Here is a 24,987-nt window from a genome sequence, read left to right as displayed (position 1 = left end):
TCCCTACGGGCTTTCAACTAACTTTCGTATCATCTCCTTGGCGTCTCCCCTTGTCTCTATGTATATTAGTTTCTCATACCTAATCCCAAATCCGTATGCGTCCATCTCAAACTTGTATCCAACACAGTTTTCGCAATAACCCCTTACCACCTTTACGAACTCGAGATTGCTCACGCTAAACCTAACTTTCCCAAGAGTTTCAATCTCCCTTGGCTCTGTGGTGTAACTAAGCCTTTCTAAGAACTCATGTATTGTCGCCCTGACCAGCCTGTCACTATCGACTCCGTGATCCCTAAGGAGTGCTGGTAGCTCCCAGTCTCGCCTCGTCATCTCGCTTATCTTAGCTAGCTCCTCCTTCAGTCCTGGTTCCTCAAATTGCTTAAGGCACTCCCTCTTTACCTTGTCTACGAACTCCTTGTCCCCAATCCAGGAAAGGAAATATGCTTTTCCAATCTCCTCTATGCAATTCAAGGTCTTATCACCACAGCCATCATTTTCCATTCCTGATCTCTATACAGGTAGGTGAGTATGGCGAAATTATCCGGATATCTCACCTTCTCCACCTGCACTATATCTCTCCTTAGATTTCTGTGGAGCCATGCCTGGGACCATCTATATGACCCCCTAGCATTAAGGAAGAGTAATCCTTTTCCGCCTAGGAACGAAATGAGTTTCGGATACCTGCTCACGTCTATCACTGCATCGGGAGAAAATCCTAGGTATTTGACCTGTCTCAGTGGAATAATATCAAGAAACTTTACCTCAAATTTCTTCTCTAGGAGAGCGTATGCCATGGTTTCTCCCAACGATGCTGATATGTCACCGGAGTAGTATTTTCCACCCCATCTTTGCTCATCCAAGTGTCCCAAGATCCCCGTCACGAGTTTACTAGAGAGTAGGGAGGCCATCATTATCTTCCCTGGGTCTAGCTCAACTATTTCACTTGGCATGTTCTGAACAAGAGTCTCAGCCAAAGCCGAGGATATAACATCTAGATCTCCATCACTATCCTTGTTTGAATGGGGAATGGCGTCAGAGGGAAGATCAGCCCATGATATTTTCAATTGCACATGGTATGATTTGGAAGCCATTTTTAAGTTATAGATTGGGGAAGTGAGAGGGAAGCCATTTTAATTCCAGCGTAGATCATACCCCATGAAGGAAATAATCTACTCGGAAAACTCTCCCAAGCCCATAGGTCCCTATTCCCAGGCCGTGTTAGTTGATAGGATACTTTTCGTGTCCGGTCAAATACCACTAGATCCAAAGACTAATGAGTTGGTGAAGGGGGGAATAGAGGAGCAGACTAAACAGGTAATGGAAAACCTTAAGGGAATCCTCTCGTCTACTGGGATGACCCTAGATAATGTAACCATGAGCTTCGTTTACCTCAAGAACCTCCAGGACTTTCCCAAGTTCAATGAGGTCTACGCTAAATACTTCAAGGAAAAACCTCCCGCAAGGGTAACAGTGCAGGTGGGAGATTTACCAAGAGGATCTTTGGTAGAAATAGCGGTTATAGCTTACAAGTTTTAGGAAAAAACTTTCTTTAGTAGCTGTTCCATGTGGGGACAATTGACGTCAAATAGTTCATGATTCCCGTGTTCTATGCAGGAGCCCGCTACGGGCTTACCCTCCAAGAACACTATCGATGCCTCATCGTCCTCCACTATGGAGTAGGCTATGCCTTCAAAGACTTTTCTGTATAGCATTTGCTATCACTTAAAACATATAGTGTCAATTAGACCATTTTAAGCCTTTCTACTAAGCTGTGTCCTCTCCTCCTCATTAACTAGTTCAAGTTGAATTGTATTTTTAGTAAGTTCGACTAGGTTTTCAATGCCTGGAAGGTACGAGTCAACCTGGAGTCCACTGTAAAACATCTCCCTATGGAACGGGATTACTACTTTTCTCTCAACTGGTACATCCTCGACCTCTCCCTTGACCATGTTTATGACAAGAGCGGTCAACCTGAAGTAACGAGTATCTGGAACCCATTCTCTCAATAGACCAGGAACTTCGTTCATATGTTTGAGAGTAAGTCTAAGGGCGACTCCTGGAGTTGTAACGAAAATACTGTTACAATGGGCCTCTCCAGTAGCAAGTCTGTAAGCTTTGTATTCGATCTCGCATAGCTCATCAAGGTTAGGAGGGTTGTCCGTTATGAGAACGTCACTGTCTTTCAGGATATCCCTGTATATGGGTGCTAATTCTTCGGGAGAAGGTATTCTTCTTGGGAAGAATCTCACCATACTTACAACTTGCAAGTTTCCATCTCTAGTAAGGAAGTTATCCTCTTTACCCTCACTTAAAGCGTTAATCAGACCATTATTAAGTCCATAAAGCCTGCCAATTGTATTTGTGTTGTCCCTGTCAACTAGGGTAACCCTATAAGTTTCAGCTAGCTTCTTTGCAAGGAGGAGCGAAATGGTGGACTTACCAACTCCTCCCTTGAATCCCAAAACCGAAAATCTAATCATTTAAATCAGCCAAGATCTTTATTCTATCTTACTATGTTAATTTTCCTAGTTTAAAAGATCATATTATAATTAACGGGGTTGAATGTTCTGTAAAGAATATAAAGGAGGTATAGATCATATCTTAGAATTTTATTTAAATAAAATAAAGTCAGTTATATCATGTTGTTATATCATCTTCATGATTATTTCTATAAAGTCTTAAGTCCATTGCCTGTTAGCACTATGACAGGGTCTGACACCTCATATTTCCTTCCTCCGGCTAGTGCCACCGCAGAGCTATACTCGGCAAGTATCCCTTTCCTGGAAAGGTATTTCCAAGAGTCCATGATCTCATTTTCACTAACAACTACGCAGTCACCCGTCTCTTGAAGAACCCTAATCATTTCATCCATGAGTACGGGATTCGTTGAAACAAGGGCATCAGCTATGGAGGTGACCCTGCTTGGCGGTCTATATTCTATTCCACGGAACTTGGAGCATACTGGACTCACTTGTTCCGTTTGAACTGCAACTAACTTGGGCATCCTATCTAGGACTCCCTCGCTGACCATGTGTCTAAACCCTTCATAAACTCCTAGGAGTAGAGTACCTGCTGACGTGGGCAAAAATACTTCTCCTGGGGATTTCCATCCATGATCCCTCGCTATCTCGTAGGCTAAGGACCTTATTCCGTCCCTAAACTCAGGTTGAAGGACGTGGGACGCATAATAGGCTCCAGAGTTCTCTGCAGCCCGTGATACGTCATCTCTTGTGCCTTCCACCCTGACTACTTCAGCCCCGTAAGATTCAATTTGTTTCAGTTTCCCTCCCCTTGCAGTTGAGGGAACAAAGACCTTCACCTTCATCCCAGCCATAGCTCCGTAGGCAGCTATAGAGGCGCCTGCATTACCAGATGAGTCCTCAGAGATCTCCCTTATCCCAAGCTGAGAAAGGTGAGAAATTAGGGTTACCGATCCTCTATCCTTGTATGAACCGGTGGGATTAAGGAAATCCAGCTTATATGTAAAGCCTTCAACCCTAATGGACGGGGTGTTCCATTCACCTAGGGAAATCCATCTCTTAACGTAAGGGAAGTTTTCCCTAAGATTTTTAGAAAATGGGACGTCCACCTCTACCTTGAAGACTCCACCGCATTTGCACCTAACCTCTACGCCTTCCCTCTCCCTTCCACATTTTATGCATTTAACCCTCATGAGGTGATGTTGAACTCCTGTGTTTTAACCTTCATGGGGGTTAGGGGGCGGAACTCCCTATCCGCGAGGGTAGGGATACTCCGTCTGTAAGGGCGGAGTAGTTCACTGACTTCTAATAAGATGATACGATCACCATTTCTATTATTAACCATGAGGCTCAATTTCTGGTATGTCGCTAGATTACCTCTTTAGGCCTAGAACCATAGCGGTCGTAGGAGCTTCACGCAACAGGGAGAAAGTTGGAAACGTGATTTTTAGAAACGTCGCATCTACTTTTCGCGGTAAGGTTTATCCTGTCAACAATAAATCAGAAACCATCGAGGGTGTCCAATCTTATAAGTCCTTGAAGGATATACAAGACGACGTTGATCTTGCCATCATTTCTGTGCCAAGGGAGTCAGTTCCAGGGGTTATGGAAGAGGCTGGTGAGAAAGGCGTAAGGTCGGCCATAGTTATCACCTCCGGCTTTAGGGAAGTAGGAGAGGAAGGAGAAAAGCTAGAGAGGGAAGTCGCATCAATTGCTAACAAGTATGGGATAAGGTTTCTTGGGCCAAATACCATGGGTCTTCTAACTCCTGATTATAACGGTACCTTCGCCTTCGCAGACGTTAAACGTGGAGAAATTGCCCTCGTGGTACAGAGCGGTGGAATAGGTGCTTACATGCTTAACTGGGCTCAGAAATCTAGGACAGGTGTAAGTTTTCTCGTTAGTCTAGGAAACCAGACTGACGTGAAGGAGTACGAGGTTATAGATTATTTAGCGAAGGACCCTGAAACTAAGGCAATCTTTGTGTACATTGAGGGAGTATCTGACGGAGAGAAGTTTCTCAACGTGGTTCCAGAGGCCACATCCAGGAAACCGGTCATCTTCATCAAAGGGGGTGCCTCGGCCCAGAGCGCAGAGGCCGTAAAGACCCACACTGGGAGTCTAGCAGGATCTTATGAGGTTTTTAAGGCAGCCATAAAGACAGTGGGAGGGATATTTGTTGAGAACCTTAAGGATTTCTTAAACCTATCAAAACTTGTTAACTCCTCGGAACCTATCAGGGAAGAGATCCTGGTGGTGACCAACTCAGGAGGTCACGGTGTACTGACTTCAGATGCCATAAGTAGGGCTGGACTATCCCTCGTAAAAATTCCTGAAAGGCTAAACATGGAACTCAGAAAGGTCCTTCCACCCCAAAGCATACCGAAGAATCCCCTTGACCTATCCGGAGATGCAGGAAGAGACAGGTATCTAAATTCGCTCAAGATAGTATCAGACCTAGATTGCACCAAACTAGTAATTGTGGAGTCCTTGCCATTTATAAGCTGTACGGAGGTGGCAAAGGTCCTGCTCAACTTCAAAGGAAAGGGAATCATAGGCGTAACAATGGGATATGACGAAGATTCAGCCTCGAGAATTCTTGAGTCAGCCTCAATCCCCGTTTTCACGTTCCCGGAGGAGGCCGTGAACGCGATAAGTAAGCTAGTGAAGAGACCTTCACCAAGAAGAAAGGTTAGGGTTACCCAACCCATTGACAGCGCACGGGAACTAAGCAAGGGTAAAAGTTTCTTGGCAGATTATGAGGGGCTTAAGCTCATGGAACTCTATGGAATAAGGACGCCAAGATGGGGGATTGCTAACACGCTGGAGGAGGCGCAGAGGCTAGCGGATTCTATTGGTTACCCTGTGGTCATGAAAATCTCCACAGATCAGCCGGTACACAAGACCGAGCTCAAGGGGGTTTACATGAACGTGGAAAGAGACATGGTTAAGGAGAAGTTTGATCTTCTCTCCAAGATTTCCAAGAGGGTAATGATTCAGGAACAGCTAACAGGTCTAGAGGCCTATGTGGGTGGAATCAGGGATCCGGTGTTTGGTCACACAGTCCTGATCGGCGTGGGAGGAATATATGTAGAGGTCCTGAAAAGTGTTAGCTATGGTATCGCCCCAGTGTACGAGGATGAAGCTCTGGAAATGTTAAGGGAAAGCAAGCTCCTGGACATGATTAGGGCAAGAAAGAGGGGCTATGACGAGGGTTCTGTGATAAGAACGGTCTCCAATATATCGAGGCTCATCTTGGATCTAAATGTGAAGGAGATGGACATAAATCCTCTAATGGTCAATGAGAAGGGAGCCTTTGCGGTTGACGTTAGGGTAACGTTTTAGTTAGATCATACAGGGAGGTAACCCGAAAACCTCCCTAGACTTGGAACAGAGGAGACAGAAGGTGGTCTCTTCTACCCTCTCGCCTGAAATGATTCTGCTCACAACCCCATCTATCATGTCCGAGATGTCAGGGTTGCCTAGGAGGGATTTGAGCTTGGATTCATCCTTCACCCTTTTCTCATATGAGGTTGCAGATAAGCCTATGAGCTTAGCAGCCCTTTTCACAGGAACCTTCCTTTCAACCAATCTCCTCATAATAGCAACTCTGAGGTACGGGACCACAGTGTTAAACGCTTGCTCGCACGGGGTTTCCCATTTCATAATATCAAATCTCTTTCAGGGGAGTTATACATTTGGTATATGATACCCAGATTCGTTATATTAACCCTGTTAAATATCCCTTCTCATATCCTGAAAATATATGATTCGACACGTGCCAAATAGGAAAATCCTAGTTGCGTACCAGCACAATATGCAAAAAGAAATCCTAAAACAATGACAAAACTAGGCCTTCCCTTTCCTCTATCTAGCTCGACTTTAACAACCTTTACCACTTTTGTTCAGGAGTTCAAACAAAGATGTACATTTTTATATATAAGTGTATACTTTCATATTGTTCTGAACATTAACATATATACATTTTTTAATCAAGTTATCCCATATGGAGTTTAGTGAGAAAGAAATGAACAAGATGACAAATAAGATAAGATTCCCTGATGGAAGGGAAGTTGATATACAGGACGTCATAGGATTCCTCTACGGTCTTTCAAGGAGTGACGTTGAAGTATTGCATGTCCTGACTTGCAAAGGAGAGAAAATGTCCACTGAGGATTTGGCTGAGGCTTTAAAGGTAACTAAGGCCTCCATAAGCAAGTCAATCAATAATTTGCTTTACAAGGGATTGATAAACAGGGAGAAAGTTACAGAAGACGAGAAGAGAAAGGGAAGGCCAGCATACGTGTACTGGGTCAACAAGGAAGAATTATATGAAAGGGTAATTGCTGACATGATAAGCCTAGCAAACACGATGAAAAACGACTTTAAGGCACACGTTCAGCTAGCAGTGGTACCAGCCTGAGATTTAGTTTCTGAGCTCTTTTCCTCAGCCTTCCCTTCCTTGCTTTCTTGTTTAGCTTGTTTCTCTTCCTTCTTTTCTTGACTTTCTTTCTTAGGCTTTACTATCCTATTTCTCCTTATTTCAAATTGATAGGAAATTCCCTGACTCTTGTACTCCGCCGTGATCTTATCTTTATCTTCGCTCCATTTAACCTCGGCACCAGTCAGCGACCTGATATAGTCCTTGGCGAACTTAAGATGTCTATATTTTCGTTTAAATGTAGTTATCTTCCCATTAATCTCAAGTTTTCCCTCTAGCTCATATTTTACGACTTTCATGGATTCAGTTTATTGTCACAAACATTAAAAGTCACCTTTTCTCACAGGTATTATGACATCAATTCCTGGAATTACTGAAACTTCTGTCGTGTCGTTGATAGTGGCCTTTGTTTTAGGGTTACTTATAGGGTTCCTTATAAAGAATGTGATTAAGGTTGGGATAATTATTCTAGCCATAGTGATTATTTTAATTGCTGTAGGTGCAATAACTCCTACTTCTGTGGAACACGCATTGATGAGCTTGGGGCAGACTGCAACTCAAGCAGAGTCTAAGGTGTCCGCCTATTTGGACTTACTCCCCTACAACTCCATTGCGTTCATTATAGGGTTGGTAATTGGTCTAGTGAAGGGTTAGTCATTTTTTACGTAATATCGAGATATAAGTCATACAAATAGAGGTAGCATAAGTAAGAGCGTGACAAGCAATCATCCTTAAGTTAATTTGGCCATCTGCTGGAACATTGGAATTTAATACTGACGGCGATTCTTCCCTGTCTTGAGATTGAACATGAGCATAATCTTTAAAATTTTATTTTACAAATAAGGTGTTAAGTGGGGGTTCTTTCAGCACACATGTCGATTCCTTCACTCGTGGTGAAGAGTAATGATGGCTGATATCATGGCGAGAGGGGGAAATGAGCAGATAGAGCCGGAGCTGTTAGAGGTGTTAATATCATCGTTCAGAGTTAATTCTACCCCCAAGAAGATCCCCATGAAAGCTGTCTCAAATCTTGGGAAGATGCTTTCCCTTATTTTACCTAAAAATGTAGAGAAAATTGTAATAGTCGTATCAAAGGATTACCTAGGTTCTGAAAAAAGTTTTGTGGAGTCTACAAAGAGTATATTCCCTAGTGCCAGCGTGAATGTGCTGTTTAGTCACAAATTGGATCAGGATTCACTATTAGTTTATTTTAAGTGATTTCGTAATCATATATTCAACTCATCTTAGTTCAGCGGGTCGTTCCCTAGACGTTCAATCACGTATGACTAAAACTCTTCGTTGCTTACCCTGTAGGAGAGCACAAATATCTTTTCCCGCTAAGTATTTCTGTGATATCTGACTCGCAATTCAAAGATGTTTGCGGTAAGGTTAAGGCTCTCCTGTACTTTGGCTCCTATACTAGGGAGGATTACGTAGATGGAATTTCAGATATTAACGTGATTGCAATTACCAACGACAAGAGCGTTCTCATGGACTTGGCCTCAATGGATCTCTCTCCTGTCGTGATCGATGAAGAAACCTTAAACAAGTTATGTCAAGACGGAGATCCCCTATGTTATTACGTTCTAAATGACTCCAAACTCATATGTGGATCACTGCCCAATTTTACATTTATTTTCACCGATAAGACGTGCAGTAAGCTCCTCCGTTACTCTAGAACCCAGGCGAAAATGAGTCTTGAAGGAATAGCGAGAAGAGACGAAATATCCTCAGTCAATAACTTGTACAGGGGTATAAGGTCGTTCATAAGGTCCAAGTGTTGTACCAAAGGTAAAATCCCATTATCTGACGAAGAGGTGATCGCGTGCTGTAAGGGTATAGGGAATGATGAAATTTGTGAACTTTTCAGTAAGGTTAGGGAGTTAAGGAGAAATAGGGAACCTGTTACATATTGGACAATTAGAAGGTTCGTGAAGATAATGGAGGTAGAAGACAAGGATTCATCGTTGTAGAGGAGATGTTCATGGAATTGGCCAGACAACTATTCAACTTAGGTGAAGCGATCCATGGCGGGCCTGAGGAATTGAAGATTCTCGAAAAACTTGAGGAGTTATTTCCAGACTACGAATCAATCCCCGTCAATACAAAGTTCTGGGATGTCAGATTCTCTGAGATCCTAGCTAATGGTCAAAACATACCCTCGGTAGCAATGCCCTACACCTCAGGCTGTGTTAAGGGTAGAGTGGGAAGAGAGATAGGTTTGTTTCCAATGCCTTCCCATCCTTTTGATCTCAAGAACTTACCGCTTTCCCAGTATGAGGGAGTGATAATTGTGGAGGAGGGAAAGCTGAGAAGAATAACTCTTCCGCAAGGCTCACCTCCTACGTTCTTTGCGTCTAGGAATGTAGACGGTTATGTCGAGCTTTGCTCTGATACAAGGCTTGTTGAGGCGAACTCCAGAAACCTGGAGATCACCTTAAGGGAGGGAGACTCCTACATTCTGCTTGGCGCTCACGTGGATCACTGGTTATCTGGTTTTCACGACAATATCTTATCCGTTCAACTCTTGGTGGACATGAAGAAAGACCTGGAAAGATCTAACCTAAGGCATGGGGTCAAGCTGGTTTTCTTCTCCTCAGAGGAAGGGCCAAGATGCTGTACAGGTTCATCACAGTTTCCTGTAAAGGACGCATTTGCGGTGATATCCCTAGACGCTATCTATCCATCTAGGGTTGTATTCTCAGGAACCCCTGACCTATGGTTCCTGTCTAAACATTTTCCCTTGAAGCGAGTGGAAATGCCTACACCGTTCTCTGATCACTATCCCTTCGTACAGAGGGGGATCCCCGGTCTCGTGCTCTATAATGATGACATGACCACAGTCTACCACTCGGATGCAGACGTTCCAACTCCCCTTGACCCCCAGTACCTTGAAGTTTTGAGGAAAAGTCTTGTTGAGGCTTTGCGGGAATTGGATTCTACCCCTAGCGACAGGCTCGATGAAGAATTCTTTAGACATGCTAAACTCGCCGGTTACACTGGGGATACTAGGGAGGGGGCACTGATTCCAGATCCATCAACCTTGACTACCAAGTTTAAAAGAATCTAGTTTCTAGCGCTTGTTCATTTTACAAAAAAGGACTCACTAATCATCTTTATAAGTAAGAATTTCATAAATGATTATTAATGAGTATAGCGGCTTTCAAGGATCTATCTATGTACAAAAGAAGGGCTGAGCACTACTTAGGTTCTAGGGAGTACCTCGAGGATATACCGCTTAACACATGCGACGATGTTTTCGGCACGGTAATTTATCTTAAGATTCCTGAGGCGGAGGATATAATCAAGGCGAGTGAACTTGCTAGGTCAGAGTTAAGTGAGATGTTGACAGCTAAGTTACATGAATACATGAAAGCAGGAAATCTAGAACTAGTCGAGCAGGTATCCCAGATCTTGGAGTCTTTGAAGGAGATAAACAGGTTGGAAGAGATGTTTAAGACAATAACCGTCGCGTACGTTCTCTCCATCATTAGGAGGGAGAGGGTTAACCTAGATATTGACCTTAAGTCCTCAGCTCTGGACTTGATGGAGGGGATTGAAAGCCTCTTCCTTAAGGCAATTCCCTTTCTCACAGACTTGGGAGATCTAGGAAAGGCAGTGGATAACTTGAGGTTTAGCGTGGAGATGCTGAAGGCAAGAATAAGGAAGATTAATTCAAACGGGGAGTAAGCGGGATTCCTTAAAAATTCTAGATAACAATGAGAACTCTATGATTTACGCTCATCAATCAATTGTCAAGTCCCTGGGAAGCATGATATTAAACTATTCTAGGGAAAACGTTAAGGAAAATGGATACGATCTCAGAATCTGTGGTGAAAAGTACTGGAGGGTTAAGGGGGACTCTCAGTTACCTGAAGTCAAATCTGAACTGGAAGAGCTAAGTTTTTCAGATTATGCTAGCCTAGAACCTGGAAATACTTACCTGTTTGAGAGCTGTGAAGAGGTAAATATGCCTGCAGATACCATTGCCATTATGACCTTGAGGAGTACACTAGCTAGGAATGGATTTATCGCACCTCCGACAGTGATAGATGCAGGTTATCATGGAAAGATTATCATCTCCATAAGTACCTTGAGGGGAGGAAAACTGAAGAAGGGAATGGGAGTCATCCATCTCATATTCTCGAGGCTTGACTCACCCACGGAAAAGGTGTATCAAGGAAAATATCAGGGCGGAAGGCTCATCTAAAAACTCTAGCTTTATAGGACTTAAACTTTCTTGAGAGACTTCAACTCACAGACAACTTACAGTTGATTTTGTCGAGGGCATACATAAGAGGACCCATTGTGGGATCCTTGTCTATTCTTAGCACCTTAATTTTCCACTTCGACATGACCTTCTCGAACTCCCTCGAGTAGGTCCTAGACCTAAACATTCCTCCCACAACATAAACGGAGTCGGACCTAACTTCTCTGGCAACACGTGATGCTATCTCGCCCAATTCATTTGCTGCCCTACTCAGAATCGAGGTGGCCACATCATCTCGCTTCCTTGATGCCTTGTCTACTATCTTGGACACAGAGGCCACCCTTTCCACTTTATGGCCTTTATGATAGACCCAGTATATTAGGTCGTCAATATCCCTTATCCTGAGCGATTTCATGAGGACTTTCGTCATCTCTGTCTCCTTCTCTACTCCTTGAAGAACCTTCGTGAGATATCTTAGTGCCTCCCTTCCAATCCAGTATGCGGAACCCGTGTCAGAGAGGAACCATCCTGCTCCCTCTGCCCTAACTTTCCTGCTCCCGTCTAAACCTAGGATTACGCTACCCGTCCCCGAGATCACTATGACTCCCTTTCCTCCCCTAGTTTCGCTGTACAGAAGAAAGAAGGAGTCATTATCCATGATTACCTGTTTACCCAGTTCGTGAAGGTTTTCCCAGAGAACTTCGTAATCATACCTCGAGTCCAAACCAGCTAGACCCATCACCAACAGGTCAGGGATGACTCCCCTTGTGCTCTCCATAACTGCCTCCCTTATCCTCTGAGCTGCCTTCTTTATTCCCACATTGTGAAAATTCGATCCACCAGTCTCATGTTCCGAAATTATTTTTCCTATCCCGTTGGTACACTCTACGGCTATTGCCTTTGTCTTGGTTCCTCCACCGTCAACTCCAACTACTATCATAAGTATAACAGGATTTCCTAGGTTTAAACATTAAGGGATAGTACATTCTTCAACATCATCAATTCCTCAAGCGTAGGGAACCTTTTTCAATTGAGCCGTCTAAATATGACCCATGAAGATAAGCGTCCGTCAGGAGTCCATAATAAAGGAGAGGAAGGGGAGCAACTCGTTGATATATACCAAGAGTATCGAGTGGAGTGTTACCAGATATTTGACGGACTCTGGATGGAGCAGTTCAGGGAAAGATCAAAAACCTGAGCCTCTTTGCAGTTCCTTCACTCACCCCTCTCTCGCTAAGTGGGAGAGGGCAAGGGAAATTCTCGAGAGAATTCAGTCGGGCGATCGGATAGAGATCAGGAAAGTGAGGAGGGAGATCATGTGGGATGATTACTCCTGTCTAGAGGAGAAGATCGTGAACTTTGTCAAGTCAGAGGATAGAGAGTTCGCCTTCACGGGAGACCCAATGGATATCCCTAGCGTCTTAGAGTTTCTTAAGGAGGAGACAGGATTTAAGCCAACTCCAACCTTCGTGGAGAAGGGAAGAATGATCCTAGACCCTGAAGCTACTTCTCACCTCTTGCAGGCCCTCATGTCCATGTTGAGGGCAAATTCACCCCTTCTAAACAAGGATGAGAGAGGCCTTCCTGACATAACGGTTTACGATGATCCTCTCATCCCCTATTCACACGTATATTATACTTTTGACGATGAGGGAGTGAAGACGGAAAGGAAGGAACTCATTGGAAATGGAGAGATACTAAATTACCTGGGGACCCTTTACACGGGTTCTCCCGGTAACGGTAGAGGGATGTATCCGCAACCCGATTTCTTCAATGCTGTCCTCAAACCTGGTGACTGGAAGTTCAGGGAACTAATGGAAGAGTCGAGGAATGCCTTTGTGGTACTTGGGGCAACTAGGTCAGAAATTGTGAAAAAAAGTGTGAGGATAAAGCCTAGGAAGGTGGTTCAGTTAGGGGGTGGGGAAGTACTGGTCAGGGAGATCGCTATTCCCCTTTCAGAACTTAGTACGTTGGATGCAATAACGTCAGATACAAGGTTCGTTTACCTAGATGAGGATCACGGAGCCCTAGCACCATTTGTGAGGTTGACTGCCAGGTTACTCTTCTAATGTTGGACCTGGTGCCACCTAGGCACCCTCGGATTAGCCACAGAGTCCCACTTGTCGTACGGCTTGATATCTAGGACTGGAGTTCCGTTGAATGCATTCAATCCTCTAACCTTAACCCTGTTTCTCTCAACCTCTAGAATCTCTACTACCGATATACCTATGGGATTGGGCCTATTGGGGCTTCTAGTGGCAAATATGCCCACCCTCTCACCTGACCTAACCTTAATTGGACCGTTAAAACTGGCAAGATGAAGGTGATAAATAACTATCCCATGAGAAAACTCATTTAGTCCCAACAAACCTTCCGCTAGATCTGGTCTTACAACCACAAAGGACTCCTTCTGCCTGGACGGTTCACCCTCTACTTCAATAAAACCTATGGGTTCGTAAGTTATCAAAGTTCCTCCACTACTTTGGCAAGTCCCTTTTTATCCCTAAGTGGTATCCCTGTCCCTCCCCTTGAGACTGCAACTATTTCCGCAACTATACTTAGCGCAATCTCGTTCTCCTGATCCCCATTTAGATCTAGTCCCGCAGGTATCCTAAGGGAGAGCAGTTTTTCCTTTGGAATCCCAGCCTGCAGTAACCTCTTTAGGATTACTTTTGCTCTCCTTACGCTCATGACTGCTGCAACTTCCTTGGCACCACCAAGGATTGCCTTCATCAAAGCCCACGTGTCGTAAACATGTTTTGTCGCGACCAGAACGTATTTGTCCTTCACTAGTTCGTCGGGAATCTGAAAAGTGTTACCCCTAATCACTTGGTCGGCCTCATAGTCTCCATCCTCGGCAAAGGGATCCACTATAACGACCTTATATCCAAGCATCTTCAACATCCTGGAAACTGTCGGTGCCACGCCCAGGGATTTCCCCTTGCACTTGCTCTCGTCGACCTTCACTGTGTCCCTGTCACAGAATACTGGCTCCTCCATTTCGGCCTCACGGCTGGATGAGAAGATGAGAACGTCCATAAGTACCACAAATAGATTGACATTCCGAAAATATAAACGTGAGCCTAACAAGTTGGAGATACTCTTTTACGAGCCAAGTTTGGAGAGGCCATGTACGAAAGGGTTTTAATCGTGTACTACGTCTAGTATACTATGAGTGAAGTAGTCTCTGTGAGGCTGAAGAGGGAGGTAATCAGGGAGATAGACGAACTTGTATCCCTAGGGTTGTTTAGCTCGAGGAATGAGGCGCTGAGCTTCATCATCTCTGAGGGGCTCAAGGAGGCTGAGGAGTGGAGGCGGGTCCTAGATAGGTCTAAGAAGGTGGGCGTTCCCCTCCTGGACAAGCCATTAGAGGACTTCCTGAGCGAAAGGGATAGGTATTGAAATATTTCGACACTAGCGTTATTCTTCTGTCCATCCTTAACGATCCTAGAAGAGAAAGGGCCATAATGGAGTTAGAGAAGGGCGGAATCACGTCAGAGTTGGGTTTCGTGGAACTAGTTAGCTACCTTTCTAGGAATATGACAGACCCTTTGCCCAACGCCGTGAGCATCATTAATAGGTTCAACATATCAGTGAGGAGTCTCCCTAAGATTAGGTCCTCGCCCATGGGGGAGACGACGGAGGTGGTTCATTTCGCGTTGAGGATAGCGGAGGAGGTGAAATTGAGGACGCTTGATCTTCTCCACGTTAGCTATGCCGTTCTTCTGGGGGCAAGTGAACTTGTGACAGCTGACAGGGAGTTTCTCAGGGCCAAGGCTTTCCTATCAAGGCAGGGTGTCGAGGTAAACCTACTGGAATAGCCGGGGTAACTTGTCCCCAAGTAGGGATTAGCCATCTCTCCGTTACTCAAGCCTTATTATTACGAGACCGAGGGTAACTTCACGGCCTCGATTATCCTCTCAAGTGCGTGCTCGGTCCCCTGGGAGAAGTGATCCTTGTTCCTTCCCTCAAAGGGTTTCATGTAAAGGGGCATCTCGACTTTCCACGTCGAGATTATGGCTGAGTCCCTAACCTCAATCCTGTTTGTTCCCTTGAGGATACCGCTCAGAAAATGGAGAACCACTGCGTGATCGAGAACCTCTATCCTCACCCTAGATGTGGAAGGAAACGCAAACCTAACCTCGCCCTCAAACACGTTCTCTGACACCCTGTTTACGTGAAGCTCCCTTATGCCCTTCCAGTAGTTGGGCATCGAGTTAACGTCCTTGACTATCTCCCAAACCCTCTCACGAAGGCCTGGTGGAAACCCCTTCGTAACCTCAAACTCTATCATAATAGAGAACTCTCCTCGCAGTATAAATAGCTCTACTCCGCACCCCTCATCTTCCTTGTAACCTCGCTCGCAATTTCCTTCGGGTTACCCTCTCCGCTTGTCATTTTTCTCGTGAGTTCCTCCGCCACCTCCTGAAGGTCCTGTCTCCTGGTCTGCTCCGCTATCTCCCTTAGCCTATCCAACTTCTTCGTGGCCTCAACCAGGTTTCTAGCCTCTAGATCCCTGGAGTAGTTCTGAAGCGTTTGCAGATATTCATACTCCATGATGACGTCTCTGTCGATCGCTGAGATGAAGTCCTGCTGGTTCTGTGCGCGGGTCAGGAAGAACTCCTGTGTCCTATCCCGAATCCCCTTCTCATCCCTGTACTTCACCTTAAGCGTCATAAACTTTCCCGTATACTCCTTGGGAATTACCGTTTCTCCAAAAATTTTTACCACGCCTTCAACAGCGTTTATCCTTACAGGCAGGGAATCATAGTTCAGTAATTTCACAGGGGACTCGGACACTAGATCCACCGTTACGTCACTAGCAGCAACCTCAGATTTTACCAGCTTGGGCATCTTCTCAGGGATTTGAGCAGGGTCAGTAACATGATAAAAGAAGCCTCTTCCCTTTTCTGAAACCTCAGTGAGTATTTCTTCGCTGTAGTCATCTCCAATTCCAAAGGATATGATCTGTACGTTCTCAGGTACTGACAATCCCTGATATACGGGAAGACATCTGTTTAGGTCAAATTTCCTAGATAGCCCAGGCATACATCCCATGTCTGAGGGAACCCCATCAGTGAGCAATATAACGTATGTTGGTTCGCCGTACTTTCTAGCTAGGTTAAATGCCTCCTGTAATGCCTTATACATTGCGGTACCGCTTCCAACTTTAAGGCTCTCAAGTTCCTTCCCCATCTCTGAAGGATGTTCATGCTCCTTGATTATCGACACCTTTTCGTTGAAGGCCAGTAAGGAGAAACGACTATCCTTGGGCAGGTTATCAACAAGTAACCTAGCTCCCTCCTTGGCCATCTCCAGCTTCTCACCCTTCATGGAGTAACTCCTATCAATCAGGATCACATAGTGGAGGTTCTTAGCTTCAAATTTCGATTCAGGAACAAGGACAATTCTGAACATTGCTCTAATTTCCTGGGTAAAGCTCTTGCTATGGCTGACGTTGAAAAGTACTGAAAGTCCCATGGAACAAAATAGTTATCGCGACGTTTAAACTTTGCCATATTATTTCCAATTCTTGCAATAAGATGAAGTCTATCCCTCTCAAGTTCTCAACCAACTCTACATATCAGTCAAATCAAAAAGTAGTTTTTTTTTTTAGAAAATTTTAAATAAAGAGAAAGTCTTTTAAGTTGATTGGCCTACCATTCCAAAATGAGAGCGAGAGCACTAGTAATAATATCATTGATATTAATCGTAGCTGGGATATATCTCTCCTTCTTGGCCACAGAAAGTCAGTACATCTCTCTGGTGTCCTATGGACAGGGTAACTGTGCAGTGCCACCAAGTGACTGGCAGAGCCAATACTGGTCTGTAATGAATAAGGGGCCTCCCGTAGCTACTGTGATACTGAATGGGAGTAAGACGTTGATTCTAAGGCAAGTGGAAAATGTGTCCCTCAACTCTACCTCGTTTTATGTTTACGTAATTCACGGTTACGTTGAGGAACTGGCCCCCCTATCTTTGCCAGGAATTCTCCTGGTATTTGTGGGTTCTGCAATGGGATTCAGGGGGACAGTTCTCCTGGTTCAGGAAAGGGCCATAGGAGATTTAGCCAGTTCCAGGGGGACTGGATCGCTCTCCGGGTACGTGATAAAGAGGTTTCTGTCATTCCTTGTTTCAATCCTTATCATTTCAGTCATTACGGCTATTCTAGAGATGCTTCATGGGGAGAACCTATTCAGGGTTATCCTTGAACTTTTAACCTTTAATTTTGGATTGAGCCAGCATTACGGTCTTGACGTGGACTCTCTGCTGATGTCTGCACTACCCTACACCAGCCTACTGTCCGGGATATCCTTCTCGCTGTCCATTTACCTTGGCTCCTTCATGGCTGTGAGGAGCGTTGCGCAGGAAGGTCTGCTAACCAAGATTGTGAGGAGGTGGAAATACATAGGGAATGCATTGGCTTCCTGGGTTATTGCGTTGTCTCTAATTTACGCCTTTCACCTAAAAGTCGAGAGCGGCGTCAACATAGTTTTCCCAGTAGTCGCGCTCTTCTTTCCCTTCATTGGAACCTACGCCAACAGGCTAATTCTACCCTATGGAGTTAATGACGCTTTCAAGGCTAAGGGGCTTTCAAGGGCAGTATTAGTCTACAGACACATGTTGGGAAGCGCTTCCGTAGTGGCGCTGTCCACTATTTCAGCAGCCTTCGTAGATATGTTGGTCGCGGAGTTCCTGGTGGAGTCAATATTTTATTGGCCAGGCTTGGGATTCCTTCTGAGGGAGGGGGCAGTTTATGGAGACTTTAAGGTGGTTGAGGGGGTCCTGATATTCTACTCCACGATTGTCCTCCTCTCAGGGCTTGTGGGAGACATCTTCTACGGTTACGTTGATCCAAGGGTGAGAAGATGAAATGGGCCTTGATTGCGTTTCTCGCCTATTTTGGGTGGGCTCTGCTCTTCACCTTCCTTCAGCTACCTGGAGGTTCGCCACTTCTCCCTCCCTCTCATGAGTATCCCTTGGGAACCTACGTGAATGGTGCCAACATGATTAACGTAAACGCTAGGGCAGTTGTGGACACCCTCCTTTTCGGGATAATGGTCTCACTCATAGAGGTAGGCCTAGGTGTTTCATACGGTATGTTAGCTGGGAGTTCTTGCGGTACTGTGAGGTCCATAATGATGAGGATTTCTGACGGCATAACCTCACTTCCGAGGGTCCCTATCCTCATGGCCATTATCATCCTATTTGCGACGCCAGAGGTCACCTTCGTTAAGGCCAACTTCTTCCTCACTGCCCTAGTTGTGGGTTTAACTGGATGGTCTGTGATCTCAAGACAGGTTTCGGAGGCAGTATGTAAGGGGAATCCACTGTCCAGGATCCCCGAGATATCTCTCACCCAAAGGGTAAGAAGTTCCTCGGAAATAGCTAAAGCCTTATCCAAGCGCTTCTTCTTGCCCTCCGTGGTTGACGGGATAGCAGTTTACACGGCGCTAGGCGTAATAGCTGGGGTAGGAGATCCCAACTTCCCGACCCTGACGACCCTTCTTAATAGCTCTCGTCTATTTGACTTCTGGTGGCTGTTTCTGCCCCCAGCTGGTTTCAGGGCAATTCTTCTCGTCTTAATCTTCCTGGTCTCCGATACGGTGGTGAGATAGGTGCTCGAGTATAACTGTGTCACAGTGAAGGGGTCACTTAACTGTTTTAGCGTAAGATTGGACAAGAAGTCCGTGGGAATTCTGGGCGAAAAGGATAGCGGAAAAGAGGCAATAATTCCTGCAACCTTGGGACTTCTGAACAACGTATCTGGTTCTATTCTCCTTGATGGCGTAGACTTGGTAAAGTCCAGGGACCTTCTACATAAGGTTAGATGGGAGAAGATATCTGCAGTATTTTATGATCCTTCAACAATGTTTAATCCGCTATACACGATCGGATCCCACTTCGCTGAGATTGTGGTCTCACATGAAATCGGAAATGCGGAGTACGGCGTCGAAGTAGGGCTTGAGTATCTGAAGCTTCTGGGGCTCAGCGCTGACGTAATGGAGAGATTACCATATCAACTAACCCCACTTCAACTGAAGAAGGTAGCCATAGCGCTCGCCGTGTTTCTGGAACCAGAATACGTAATTTTCGATGACCTAGAGTTTGGATTGGGAGATATAGGACGTGCCTCGGTCATGAACTCAATAATAGATCTCATGGGTTCGGTCAGGAGCTCTTTCATGTTTCTCGAAAATAATCCTGGGATTCTCTCCAGGTTGGCCGACTATGTCCTTGTGCTGTACCGTGGCGAGACCGTTGAGGAGGGTCAAGACGTCCTTCAGTCTCCCTTACATCCTTACACTATAGATCTAATTAACGGGGAGATCCAGGAGGAGAAAGTAGAGGGGAAGGGTTGCGTCTACTCGGGAATATGTAAGCACTCCACTCCCAAGTGCTTCGAAAACGTGAACTGGGTCTCCATGGGGAATCATAGGGTAAGGTGCATTGCCTATGCCTGTGGGATATGACCTTCACGACATCGAGGTGGCATAATGATAGTCCTGAAGGATGGCCCAATACCCGTGATAAGAGATATTACCTGTATTCTGGGAGAATGGGACGATTACAAGAGAGGATTCTCCCAAGTCCTGAAAAGGGGCGACATTGAAGCCCAGTACATCGACCCGTTCACCGGCGAGTACATGTCAAAGAAGGACGGATTGAGATCCACCTATCTCATCCCCAGTCACCTCGAAAGGGGAAGGGTAAGGGTAAAGGATCTACTTTCTGCATGGCTGAAGACGAGCAAGAGAGCACAGGAGATCATGTTCCTCCTAGGAATTTCGGACGATTTTCTGGATAACCTGAGCGACCTGAACCTGGTTAAGGTTTACCTTGCTCCTCTCTTCATGGAGAAGACAAGATTCGTAATAGTTGAGGACTTCTTCCAGGAAGTTGAGGAGCAAGGGAGGCTCAAGGTGGAGAGGCTCCTAGCCAAGATCATCAGGTCCAGAAGACTAGACTCATTGTTCTTCGTAAGTTCGGTGGACCTGATATCACCTTGCACCTCCGTCACAGTGATGTATGAGGATGAAGTAGTTGAGACGGGGGCTCGTCTAATTCATCCCTACTCAATGGTCCTAGCAAACTCCGCAATACGCCTTGGTAAAAGGGGCGAAAAGGTTGGGGTGAGTGAAGTTGGACGAGGGAGCCTCAGCGGGTGCAGATTCCACGATTACTGTGAGGTAATGAGAAGGAAAAAGGAATTGCAGAGGCTATGCAGATTACAGAAGCCTCCCATGGTCCAGGTAGAAGACGCGCAGGTGAAGTGTTGGGACTACGTTAAGAGAAACTAGGAGAGGTAATAGTTAAGGAAAACGTTATTTTTAGTCTGGTTCAACTCCTGTGAATGGACTTTCCACTGGCCGAGAGGTTCTTCAGGGAGTACGAGAGCAACAGGGATATCAATTACCTGATTTCCGCGCCCACCGGTAGTGGGAAGACTCACATTGCCAAGAGGGTTCTAGTCGAAGACGAGGGAATATCTGTTTACGTCTCTCCCTTGAAGGCCTTGTCCAGGGAGGTATATCTCTCAGTTAGGGACAGAACCAACGCCGTGATGGCTGACTCGGACGTTTATGAGGACGACCTAAGAAAGATGAAGGGAGACGTCCTCCTCGCTACCTATGAAAAGTTTGACAGTGCAATACGCCATAACTACACCTGGCTCAACGACGTCTCGAGAATCGTCATAGATGAGGTTCATAACGTCGAGACCGACAGGGGGCTGGCACTTGAGAACCTTGTCCTCTGGGCCAAGTCCAGGAGAGTCCCCGTGATTGCCCTGAGCGCGACCCTTAGCGACCCTGAGAGATACGTGACTTGGTTAAATGCAAAGCTAATTTCGCACGAGAAGAGGGTAGTTCCCCTCCACGAGTGCGTGGCCTATCCCTACGTTCTCAAGTGCGGTAATTGGCAGGAGAACCTGAAACCGTCCAGGCTCACTCGTCCCAGATTTGAGTTGTTGGTGTTAGTTCTCCAGAGGATAGTCTCCATGGGAAAGAATGCTCTGGTCTTCGTGAAGAGCAGGAGGTCTGCAGAAACCCTGGCACAGGAGCTTCAGAGGAGGGACTTCAGGGCTCATCACTACCATAGCGGAATGCCTCACGAGGACAGAAAGAAGGTTCTCGACATGTTATTGGAGGGAAACCTCAACGTCGTGGTATCCACCACCGCTCTGGGTCAGGGGGTCAATCTCCCAGTTTATGCCGTCGTCTTTTACGAGCTAAAGTTGCCAAACGTTGATGAGAGGGGAGAATTCAAGGGCTGGAAAGACATTTCCCCATCCGAGTTCAGGCAGATGGCTGGAAGGGCAGGGAGGCCCAGGTATGACAAGGAGGGAATGGTTATCATCATAGCCAACTCCGATAAGTTTGCGACCCAACTAGAGGAGAGGTACTACCGTGGGAGTACTAGGGGTGAGGGAGTGAAACCGGATCTGGACACTCTTTCCTTGGCCTTTGTGTCCTGGAATGACGGCGTTGAAATGGATGAACTTGGAAGATCAATAAACTCTACCTTCAACTTCAGGGGGGTAGGGTACACTCTCGTCGAGTCCTCGATCTCGAGACTAAGGGATATGAAGCTGGTCATGACGGACCGAGGAGTTACAGTAACGCCTTTGGGAAGGGCAGTAGCAGTGAGCTACATTGATGTAAAGGCCCTGTCAGGCTTTCCCATAGATAACAAGGACGCCGACCTAGTGTCCGTGATAGCAGGTTCCCCTGCGGTTGCACAGGCCTTGAGGGGATGCAAAGAGGGAAGGGAGCTTCTCAACAGATGGATGAATGGAAATAGTCTAGATGGAATTTGCGAGAAACTGACGTCGAAGGATCTCATGGAGGTGATCTCCAATGCCAAATGGATTTCCTTTGCCCTGTTTCGTGTTTTGAGGGCTCTAGGGGATGACAGGTATCGCAAGGCTCTGGAAATTCACGACAGCCTCAAGTACGGAGTGCCCTCGGAGGGCGTGAAACTGGCTAGATCAGGTTTACCTAGAGATGCCGTGATGAGCTTGATCTCCCTGGACGTCAAGGATCTGAGGGAACTGTGCATGAAGGTAGGTTACAGGGAGCTCAGGGACGAACTGAGAAGGTCCAATGTTCAGATCGAGGTGCTATGCAGGAGCGTCTACTCCCAAGACCCCCTAACCTTTGATGTTAGGAGGGCAATACAGGAATTTCGGCAAAGGGAATTTAGTCTCAGGGAGGTATCCTCCAAGTTTGGAGAGGATGTTCTGAGAGAGATGGTGAGGTTGCGAGTTCTAAGGAAGAGAGGGGATAAGTACATAATACGAGATCTGGAACGTGACACCACGGGATAAGTCAAACTCTCGAGCACAAAATATTACTTTATGATAGAATAAGCTTTTAAGAATTGAATTTAACGTTGATCGGGGATGGTCAGATGGAACAATCCTAGAGGGAATCAATTTAGCATTTCAGTATCCCAACAATTACAGGGTCTTTGAGAACGTCTCTATTAGGACGGAGGAGAATCAACTTACCGCCATAGTTGGACCGTCTGGAGTGGGAAAATCGACTCTGCTTAGGATACTAGGTGGGTTCATAAGACCCTCCGAAGGGGAAGTAAGGCTAATGGGAAAGAAGGTTCTACATCCTACCCCCAGGATAGCCCTCATTCACCAGTCCATAGCAACCTTCCCCTGGTTAACCGCTTTGGAAAACGTTAAGCTTGGTCTGAAGTACAGGAAACTTCCGAAGGAGGAGGAAGAGAAGATAGCCAGAAAGATGCTTGAGCTCGTTGGGCTTCAGGGATTTGAGGACTTTTACCCTAAGCAGATGAGTGGAGGAATGAGGCAGAGGGTAGCCATAGCTAGGGCCCTGGCAGCCGATCCCTATGTTCTTCTCATGGATGAGCCCTTTGCTCATTTGGACGAATTGACTGCCGAAGGTCTGAGGCAGGAGATTTACTCCACCATATTCAGTGAGGACACCTCTCTCAAGACCGCTGTCATGGTTTCCCACAACATGAATGAGGTTGTGGAGCTATCAGACAAGGTTTACGTATTGAATGGAAGCCCAGCTACAGTCGTGGGAGAGGTGATCATAGACCTGGAGAGGCCTAGAAACCCTAAGGATCCGAGATTCCAGGAATATCTGGACACGTTGTATAAACTTCTCACCCCCGTTAAGAAAAGGGTGAAGGAGAGTTGATTTTTCCGCTTCTAGCATTACTCGCCGTTGGAGTTACGGTGGGGAGAGTATTTATCACGATCATTCTCTCCATTGTAACTGGATGGCTCCTAGGTTATCTGGCCTTAAAGAATAGGGCCTTCGAGAACGTGTATATTTCCCTGTCAGAGGTCCTGGAGTCAGTCCCCGTTATCTCCTTCTTCCCCGTTGTACTCATCTTCTTTGTCTCGGATATAGGAGGGTTTCTCGGTACTCAACTAGCTGTAATATTCCTCGTATTCACTGCCGTAGTCTGGAACATATGGATGGGAATTTATCAAGCCTTCAAGACCGTTCCTGAGAACCTGAACGAGGTAGCTGAGAACTTAAGGCTTGGGTTTCTTGGCAAGATGTCCAAACTATACATCCCCTTCTCGATTCCTAGGATTGCAGCTAACCTGATCCCCAGTTTTGCGGACGCAATGTTCTACATAACCGTGAGTGAGGTCTTCAGTGTAGGCAATAGTAATTACGCAGTATTCGGTATTGGGTCCCTGATCTCTAGGCTAACCACGCTTGGACTCTACAACCAGGCCCTTTACGCCCTGGGAATTCTAGCGGTGGTTGTAGTTTTCATTACCTTTGGCCTTAGGGAATTTGCCTCCTTCTCGGTTCAAAGATATGGCCTTGATACGGAATCCTCCAACAAGGCCTTGAGGAGAGGGAGGTTTAGGATTAGATATTCTGCGAAGGTAAGCAATGCCATAGCCCCTGTAAGCAAATTAGCTAGATATGTAACAAGGAGCAAAACAGTTCCTGTAGATGTAGATGAAGAGGAGGAGAAAGTACGCCAATGGGGAAAGATCGGGATAGTGATTGCGGCTCTCTTCCTCCTAGGAATATCATACTCCGTGTTCACAGTGATACGAAGCGTATCTCCTCAAACCTGGAGCTTCTTAATTTCTTCAACTCCGTACGACCTAGTCCTAATAGGAATAGATTACATGAGAGTCGGGGTAATATCTGTCGTTTCCTTGTTGATCGCCATCTTTGTGGGATACTGGCTCTCTGTCCACGAGAGAACCGAGAGAGTGGTCATCCCAATGATTCAGACCGTGGCCTCCTTCCCGGCACCAGCATATTTCCCTCTTCTATACGGGGCAACATACCCAATCCTGAGACCGGTTTTAGGCGGTTTCACCAGCGAGTTTTACGTCCTCCTGCTGGGCTTCATCTCCACCTTCTATTACGTCTTTTATAGTTACTGGATGGGGATAAAGAACATGCCCAAGGAGTACTGGGAAGTGATGGATAACTTGAACTTAACCTTTTGGCAAAGGTTGAGAAGGGTGGTAATCCCCTCAGCCATGCCATACATAGTGGCAGGGTTAACGAGTACGGTGAACAGTGCATGGGGAGGCCTGGCCATAGGAGAGTACTGGCCAGATATATATGACGGGAGAACCCTCGAGGTACATCAGGGACTAATGAGGGAGCTGGCACTAGCAGATAGTCAGGGCAAACTTGCTCTAGTGGGTTGGCTTTCAATCCTTTTCGCCATTGTTGTGGTTATATACTCCCTCTTCTTCACTAGGAAGCTCATGGATCTAGCTAGACAGAAATACGTGGCTGAGGAAGGGATATACGCTGCCTAACCCTTCATGCCAAGGCTCACACTTTTAACGCTACTTTACATCTTGTTCTCACCAGTGATGA

Annotated in this window: 31 protein-coding genes; 19 read left to right on the top strand and 12 right to left on the bottom strand. The window is 45.9% G+C overall.

Features of this window, described 5'->3' with window-relative positions; genetic code table 11:
- Positions 1–3: 3 nt before the first annotated feature.
- Both MSED_RS07120 and MSED_RS07115 read right to left on the bottom strand, forming a co-directional pair.
- A complete protein-coding gene (locus tag MSED_RS07120; RefSeq protein WP_012021350.1) occupies positions 4–471 on the bottom strand; it encodes a hypothetical protein in 468 nt (155 codons plus the stop codon).
- A complete protein-coding gene (locus tag MSED_RS07115) occupies positions 468–1,070 on the bottom strand; it encodes a hypothetical protein (RefSeq protein WP_144418770.1) in 603 nt (200 codons plus the stop codon). Before MSED_RS07115 ends, MSED_RS07120 begins: the two co-directional genes overlap by 4 nt.
- A gap of 85 nt (positions 1,071–1,155) precedes the next feature.
- On the opposite strand from MSED_RS07115, the gene MSED_RS07110 reads away from it, so the two are divergent.
- Positions 1,156–1,536, top strand: coding sequence for a RidA family protein (locus tag MSED_RS07110; protein WP_012021348.1), 381 nt, complete (start codon positions 1,156–1,158; stop codon positions 1,534–1,536).
- Here the strand turns inward: MSED_RS07110 and MSED_RS07105 are convergent.
- From MSED_RS07105 to MSED_RS07095, 3 genes are all read right to left on the bottom strand, one after another.
- Complete coding sequence (locus tag MSED_RS07105) at positions 1,533–1,712, bottom strand: hypothetical protein (protein WP_012021347.1); 180 nt, start codon at positions 1,710–1,712, stop codon at positions 1,533–1,535. The two genes, MSED_RS07110 and MSED_RS07105, sit on opposite strands and share 4 nt — an antisense overlap.
- A 39-nt stretch (positions 1,713–1,751) precedes the next feature.
- Entirely contained in the window at positions 1,752–2,480 is a 729-nt protein-coding gene (locus MSED_RS07100) for a ParA family protein (RefSeq protein WP_012021346.1), read from the bottom strand.
- 188 nt (positions 2,481–2,668) lie between these two features.
- A complete protein-coding gene (locus MSED_RS07095) occupies positions 2,669–3,673 on the bottom strand; it encodes a pyridoxal-phosphate dependent enzyme (protein WP_012021345.1) in 1,005 nt (334 codons plus the stop codon).
- A gap of 169 nt (positions 3,674–3,842) precedes the next feature.
- Here MSED_RS07095 and MSED_RS07090 point away from each other — a divergent pair, with 169 nt between their 5' ends.
- On the top strand, positions 3,843–5,825 hold the full coding sequence (locus tag MSED_RS07090) for an acetate--CoA ligase family protein (protein WP_012021344.1): 1,983 nt from the start codon (positions 3,843–3,845) through the stop codon (positions 5,823–5,825).
- On the opposite strand, the gene MSED_RS07085 is transcribed toward MSED_RS07090, so the two are convergent.
- The gene (locus tag MSED_RS07085; RefSeq protein ID WP_012021343.1) at positions 5,826–6,146 is read right to left on the bottom strand and encodes a transcriptional regulator; all 321 of its coding nucleotides are present in this window, start codon (positions 6,144–6,146) and stop codon (positions 5,826–5,828) included.
- 370 nt (positions 6,147–6,516) lie between these two features.
- On the opposite strand from MSED_RS07085, the gene MSED_RS07080 reads away from it, so the two are divergent.
- Positions 6,517–6,903, top strand: a complete 387-nt coding sequence (locus MSED_RS07080) for a MarR family transcriptional regulator (protein WP_048060326.1) — start codon at positions 6,517–6,519, stop codon at positions 6,901–6,903.
- On the opposite strand, the gene MSED_RS07075 is transcribed toward MSED_RS07080, so the two are convergent.
- Positions 6,879–7,220, bottom strand: a complete 342-nt coding sequence (locus MSED_RS07075; protein ID WP_048060096.1) for a hypothetical protein — start codon at positions 7,218–7,220, stop codon at positions 6,879–6,881. The genes MSED_RS07080 and MSED_RS07075 overlap by 25 nt on opposite strands.
- A 52-nt stretch (positions 7,221–7,272) precedes the next feature.
- On the opposite strand from MSED_RS07075, the gene MSED_RS07070 reads away from it, so the two are divergent.
- From MSED_RS07070 to MSED_RS07045, 6 genes are all read left to right on the top strand, one after another.
- A complete protein-coding gene (locus tag MSED_RS07070) occupies positions 7,273–7,575 on the top strand; it encodes a hypothetical protein (protein WP_012021341.1) in 303 nt (100 codons plus the stop codon).
- A 249-nt stretch (positions 7,576–7,824) separates the two neighbouring features.
- Complete coding sequence (locus MSED_RS07065; RefSeq protein ID WP_012021340.1) at positions 7,825–8,139, top strand: DUF4898 domain-containing protein; 315 nt, start codon at positions 7,825–7,827, stop codon at positions 8,137–8,139.
- A 131-nt stretch (positions 8,140–8,270) separates the two neighbouring features.
- The gene (locus tag MSED_RS07060; protein WP_012021339.1) at positions 8,271–8,894 is read left to right on the top strand and encodes a hypothetical protein; all 624 of its coding nucleotides are present in this window, start codon (positions 8,271–8,273) and stop codon (positions 8,892–8,894) included.
- 11 nt (positions 8,895–8,905) lie between these two features.
- The gene (locus tag MSED_RS07055; RefSeq protein WP_012021338.1) at positions 8,906–9,991 is read left to right on the top strand and encodes a M28 family peptidase; all 1,086 of its coding nucleotides are present in this window, start codon (positions 8,906–8,908) and stop codon (positions 9,989–9,991) included.
- 77 nt (positions 9,992–10,068) lie between these two features.
- Positions 10,069–10,611, top strand: a complete 543-nt coding sequence (locus MSED_RS07050) for a hypothetical protein (RefSeq protein WP_012021337.1) — start codon at positions 10,069–10,071, stop codon at positions 10,609–10,611.
- Between the two features lie 40 nt (positions 10,612–10,651).
- Positions 10,652–11,131, top strand: a complete 480-nt coding sequence (locus MSED_RS07045; protein WP_012021336.1) for a dCTP deaminase — start codon at positions 10,652–10,654, stop codon at positions 11,129–11,131.
- A 40-nt stretch (positions 11,132–11,171) separates the two neighbouring features.
- Here the strand turns inward: MSED_RS07045 and MSED_RS07040 are convergent, their stop codons facing one another.
- Positions 11,172–12,071, bottom strand: coding sequence for a BadF/BadG/BcrA/BcrD ATPase family protein (locus tag MSED_RS07040; RefSeq protein ID WP_012021335.1), 900 nt, complete (start codon positions 12,069–12,071; stop codon positions 11,172–11,174).
- 112 nt (positions 12,072–12,183) lie between these two features.
- On the opposite strand from MSED_RS07040, the gene MSED_RS07035 reads away from it, so the two are divergent.
- Entirely contained in the window at positions 12,184–13,200 is a 1,017-nt protein-coding gene (locus MSED_RS07035) for a metallopeptidase TldD-related protein (protein WP_012021334.1), read from the top strand.
- Here the strand turns inward: MSED_RS07035 and tsaA are convergent.
- Together tsaA and MSED_RS07025 are read right to left on the bottom strand one after the other, a co-directional pair.
- A complete protein-coding gene (gene tsaA / locus MSED_RS07030) occupies positions 13,197–13,598 on the bottom strand; it encodes a tRNA (N6-threonylcarbamoyladenosine(37)-N6)-methyltransferase TrmO (protein ID WP_012021333.1) in 402 nt (133 codons plus the stop codon). The two genes, MSED_RS07035 and tsaA, sit on opposite strands and share 4 nt — an antisense overlap.
- Positions 13,595–14,170 (bottom strand): XdhC family protein, encoded by a 576-nt coding sequence (locus MSED_RS07025; RefSeq protein WP_012021332.1) that lies wholly within the window; start codon positions 14,168–14,170, stop codon positions 13,595–13,597. Before MSED_RS07025 ends, tsaA begins: the two co-directional genes overlap by 4 nt.
- A 132-nt stretch (positions 14,171–14,302) precedes the next feature.
- Here MSED_RS07025 and MSED_RS07020 point away from each other — a divergent pair, with 132 nt between their 5' ends.
- Positions 14,303–14,533: a ribbon-helix-helix domain-containing protein gene (locus MSED_RS07020; RefSeq protein ID WP_012021331.1), complete on the top strand. Its 231-nt coding sequence runs from the start codon at positions 14,303–14,305 to the stop codon at positions 14,531–14,533.
- Positions 14,530–14,952, top strand: a complete 423-nt coding sequence (locus tag MSED_RS07015; protein ID WP_012021330.1) for a type II toxin-antitoxin system VapC family toxin — start codon at positions 14,530–14,532, stop codon at positions 14,950–14,952. Before MSED_RS07020 ends, MSED_RS07015 begins: the two co-directional genes overlap by 4 nt.
- A 59-nt stretch (positions 14,953–15,011) precedes the next feature.
- Here MSED_RS07015 and MSED_RS07010 read toward each other — a convergent pair whose 3' ends face one another.
- Positions 15,012–15,425: a hypothetical protein gene (locus MSED_RS07010; RefSeq protein ID WP_012021329.1), complete on the bottom strand. Its 414-nt coding sequence runs from the start codon at positions 15,423–15,425 to the stop codon at positions 15,012–15,014.
- A gap of 32 nt (positions 15,426–15,457) precedes the next feature.
- Complete coding sequence (locus MSED_RS07005) at positions 15,458–16,612, bottom strand: VWA domain-containing protein (RefSeq protein ID WP_048060095.1); 1,155 nt, start codon at positions 16,610–16,612, stop codon at positions 15,458–15,460.
- Positions 16,613–16,801: 189 nt separating this feature from the next.
- Between MSED_RS07005 and MSED_RS07000 the strand changes: the two genes are divergently transcribed.
- The 7 genes from MSED_RS07000 (at position 16,802) to MSED_RS06970 (ending at position 24,926) form a co-directional block, all read left to right on the top strand.
- Positions 16,802–18,004 carry an ABC transporter permease subunit gene (locus MSED_RS07000; protein ID WP_012021327.1) on the top strand — a complete coding sequence of 401 codons (1,203 nt, stop codon included), beginning with the start codon at positions 16,802–16,804 and terminating at the stop codon, positions 18,002–18,004.
- Positions 18,001–18,750, top strand: a complete 750-nt coding sequence (locus MSED_RS06995; protein WP_012021326.1) for a peptide ABC transporter permease — start codon at positions 18,001–18,003, stop codon at positions 18,748–18,750. Before MSED_RS07000 ends, MSED_RS06995 begins: the two co-directional genes overlap by 4 nt.
- The gene (locus tag MSED_RS06990) at positions 18,751–19,605 is read left to right on the top strand and encodes an ATP-binding cassette domain-containing protein (RefSeq protein ID WP_012021325.1); all 855 of its coding nucleotides are present in this window, start codon (positions 18,751–18,753) and stop codon (positions 19,603–19,605) included. It begins immediately after the preceding gene.
- Positions 19,606–19,629: 24 nt separating this feature from the next.
- Positions 19,630–20,433: an ABC transporter ATP-binding protein gene (locus tag MSED_RS06985; protein WP_012021324.1), complete on the top strand. Its 804-nt coding sequence runs from the start codon at positions 19,630–19,632 to the stop codon at positions 20,431–20,433.
- 53 nt (positions 20,434–20,486) lie between these two features.
- A complete protein-coding gene (locus MSED_RS06980; protein WP_012021323.1) occupies positions 20,487–22,460 on the top strand; it encodes a DEAD/DEAH box helicase in 1,974 nt (657 codons plus the stop codon).
- Positions 22,461–22,617: 157 nt separating this feature from the next.
- Positions 22,618–23,313 (top strand): ABC transporter ATP-binding protein, encoded by a 696-nt coding sequence (locus MSED_RS06975; RefSeq protein WP_048060094.1) that lies wholly within the window; start codon positions 22,618–22,620, stop codon positions 23,311–23,313.
- A complete protein-coding gene (locus MSED_RS06970; protein WP_012021321.1) occupies positions 23,310–24,926 on the top strand; it encodes an ABC transporter permease subunit in 1,617 nt (538 codons plus the stop codon). The genes MSED_RS06975 and MSED_RS06970 overlap by 4 nt, the downstream gene beginning before the upstream one ends.
- Positions 24,927–24,987: the final 61 nt, after the last annotated feature.

The sequence above is a fragment of the Metallosphaera sedula DSM 5348 genome, from assembly GCF_000016605.1.
Classification (GTDB): Archaea; Thermoproteota; Thermoprotei_A; order Sulfolobales; family Sulfolobaceae; genus Metallosphaera; species Metallosphaera sedula.
Note: the sequence above shows the minus strand (reverse complement) of the source record. Positions and strands in the feature narration are given on the sequence as shown.

What these genes read in the sequence shown, in the direction of transcription:
- MSED_RS07080 (WP_048060326.1), top strand. Translation starts at nt 6,517, where the DNA reads ATGACAAATAAGATAAGATTCCCTGATGGAAGGGAAGTTGATATACAG.
- MSED_RS07105 (WP_012021347.1), bottom strand. Translation starts at nt 1,712, where the DNA reads ATGCTATACAGAAAAGTCTTTGAAGGCATAGCCTACTCCATAGTGGAG.
- MSED_RS07040 (WP_012021335.1), bottom strand. Translation starts at nt 12,071, where the DNA reads ATGATAGTAGTTGGAGTTGACGGTGGAGGAACCAAGACAAAGGCAATA.
- MSED_RS07070 (WP_012021341.1), top strand. Translation starts at nt 7,273, where the DNA reads ATGACATCAATTCCTGGAATTACTGAAACTTCTGTCGTGTCGTTGATA.
- MSED_RS07095 (WP_012021345.1), bottom strand. Translation starts at nt 3,673, where the DNA reads ATGAGGGTTAAATGCATAAAATGTGGAAGGGAGAGGGAAGGCGTAGAG.
- MSED_RS07085 (WP_012021343.1), bottom strand. Translation starts at nt 6,146, where the DNA reads ATGAAATGGGAAACCCCGTGCGAGCAAGCGTTTAACACTGTGGTCCCG.
- MSED_RS06985 (WP_012021324.1), top strand. Translation starts at nt 19,630, where the DNA reads ATGATAGTCCTGAAGGATGGCCCAATACCCGTGATAAGAGATATTACC.
- MSED_RS07010 (WP_012021329.1), bottom strand. Translation starts at nt 15,425, where the DNA reads ATGATAGAGTTTGAGGTTACGAAGGGGTTTCCACCAGGCCTTCGTGAG.
- MSED_RS07005 (WP_048060095.1), bottom strand. Translation starts at nt 16,612, where the DNA reads ATGGGACTTTCAGTACTTTTCAACGTCAGCCATAGCAAGAGCTTTACC.
- MSED_RS07055 (WP_012021338.1), top strand. Translation starts at nt 8,906, where the DNA reads ATGGAATTGGCCAGACAACTATTCAACTTAGGTGAAGCGATCCATGGC.
- MSED_RS07025 (WP_012021332.1), bottom strand. Translation starts at nt 14,170, where the DNA reads ATGGACGTTCTCATCTTCTCATCCAGCCGTGAGGCCGAAATGGAGGAG.
- MSED_RS07020 (WP_012021331.1), top strand. Translation starts at nt 14,303, where the DNA reads ATGAGTGAAGTAGTCTCTGTGAGGCTGAAGAGGGAGGTAATCAGGGAG.
- MSED_RS07035 (WP_012021334.1), top strand. Translation starts at nt 12,184, where the DNA reads ATGAAGATAAGCGTCCGTCAGGAGTCCATAATAAAGGAGAGGAAGGGG.
- MSED_RS07045 (WP_012021336.1), top strand. Translation starts at nt 10,652, where the DNA reads ATGATTTACGCTCATCAATCAATTGTCAAGTCCCTGGGAAGCATGATA.
- MSED_RS07100 (WP_012021346.1), bottom strand. Translation starts at nt 2,480, where the DNA reads ATGATTAGATTTTCGGTTTTGGGATTCAAGGGAGGAGTTGGTAAGTCC.
- MSED_RS07110 (WP_012021348.1), top strand. Translation starts at nt 1,156, where the DNA reads ATGAAGGAAATAATCTACTCGGAAAACTCTCCCAAGCCCATAGGTCCC.
- MSED_RS07050 (WP_012021337.1), top strand. Translation starts at nt 10,069, where the DNA reads ATGAGTATAGCGGCTTTCAAGGATCTATCTATGTACAAAAGAAGGGCT.
- MSED_RS07090 (WP_012021344.1), top strand. Translation starts at nt 3,843, where the DNA reads ATGTCGCTAGATTACCTCTTTAGGCCTAGAACCATAGCGGTCGTAGGA.
- MSED_RS06995 (WP_012021326.1), top strand. Translation starts at nt 18,001, where the DNA reads ATGAAATGGGCCTTGATTGCGTTTCTCGCCTATTTTGGGTGGGCTCTG.
- MSED_RS07000 (WP_012021327.1), top strand. Translation starts at nt 16,802, where the DNA reads ATGAGAGCGAGAGCACTAGTAATAATATCATTGATATTAATCGTAGCT.
- MSED_RS06980 (WP_012021323.1), top strand. Translation starts at nt 20,487, where the DNA reads ATGGACTTTCCACTGGCCGAGAGGTTCTTCAGGGAGTACGAGAGCAAC.
- MSED_RS07065 (WP_012021340.1), top strand. Translation starts at nt 7,825, where the DNA reads ATGATGGCTGATATCATGGCGAGAGGGGGAAATGAGCAGATAGAGCCG.
- MSED_RS07075 (WP_048060096.1), bottom strand. Translation starts at nt 7,220, where the DNA reads ATGAAAGTCGTAAAATATGAGCTAGAGGGAAAACTTGAGATTAATGGG.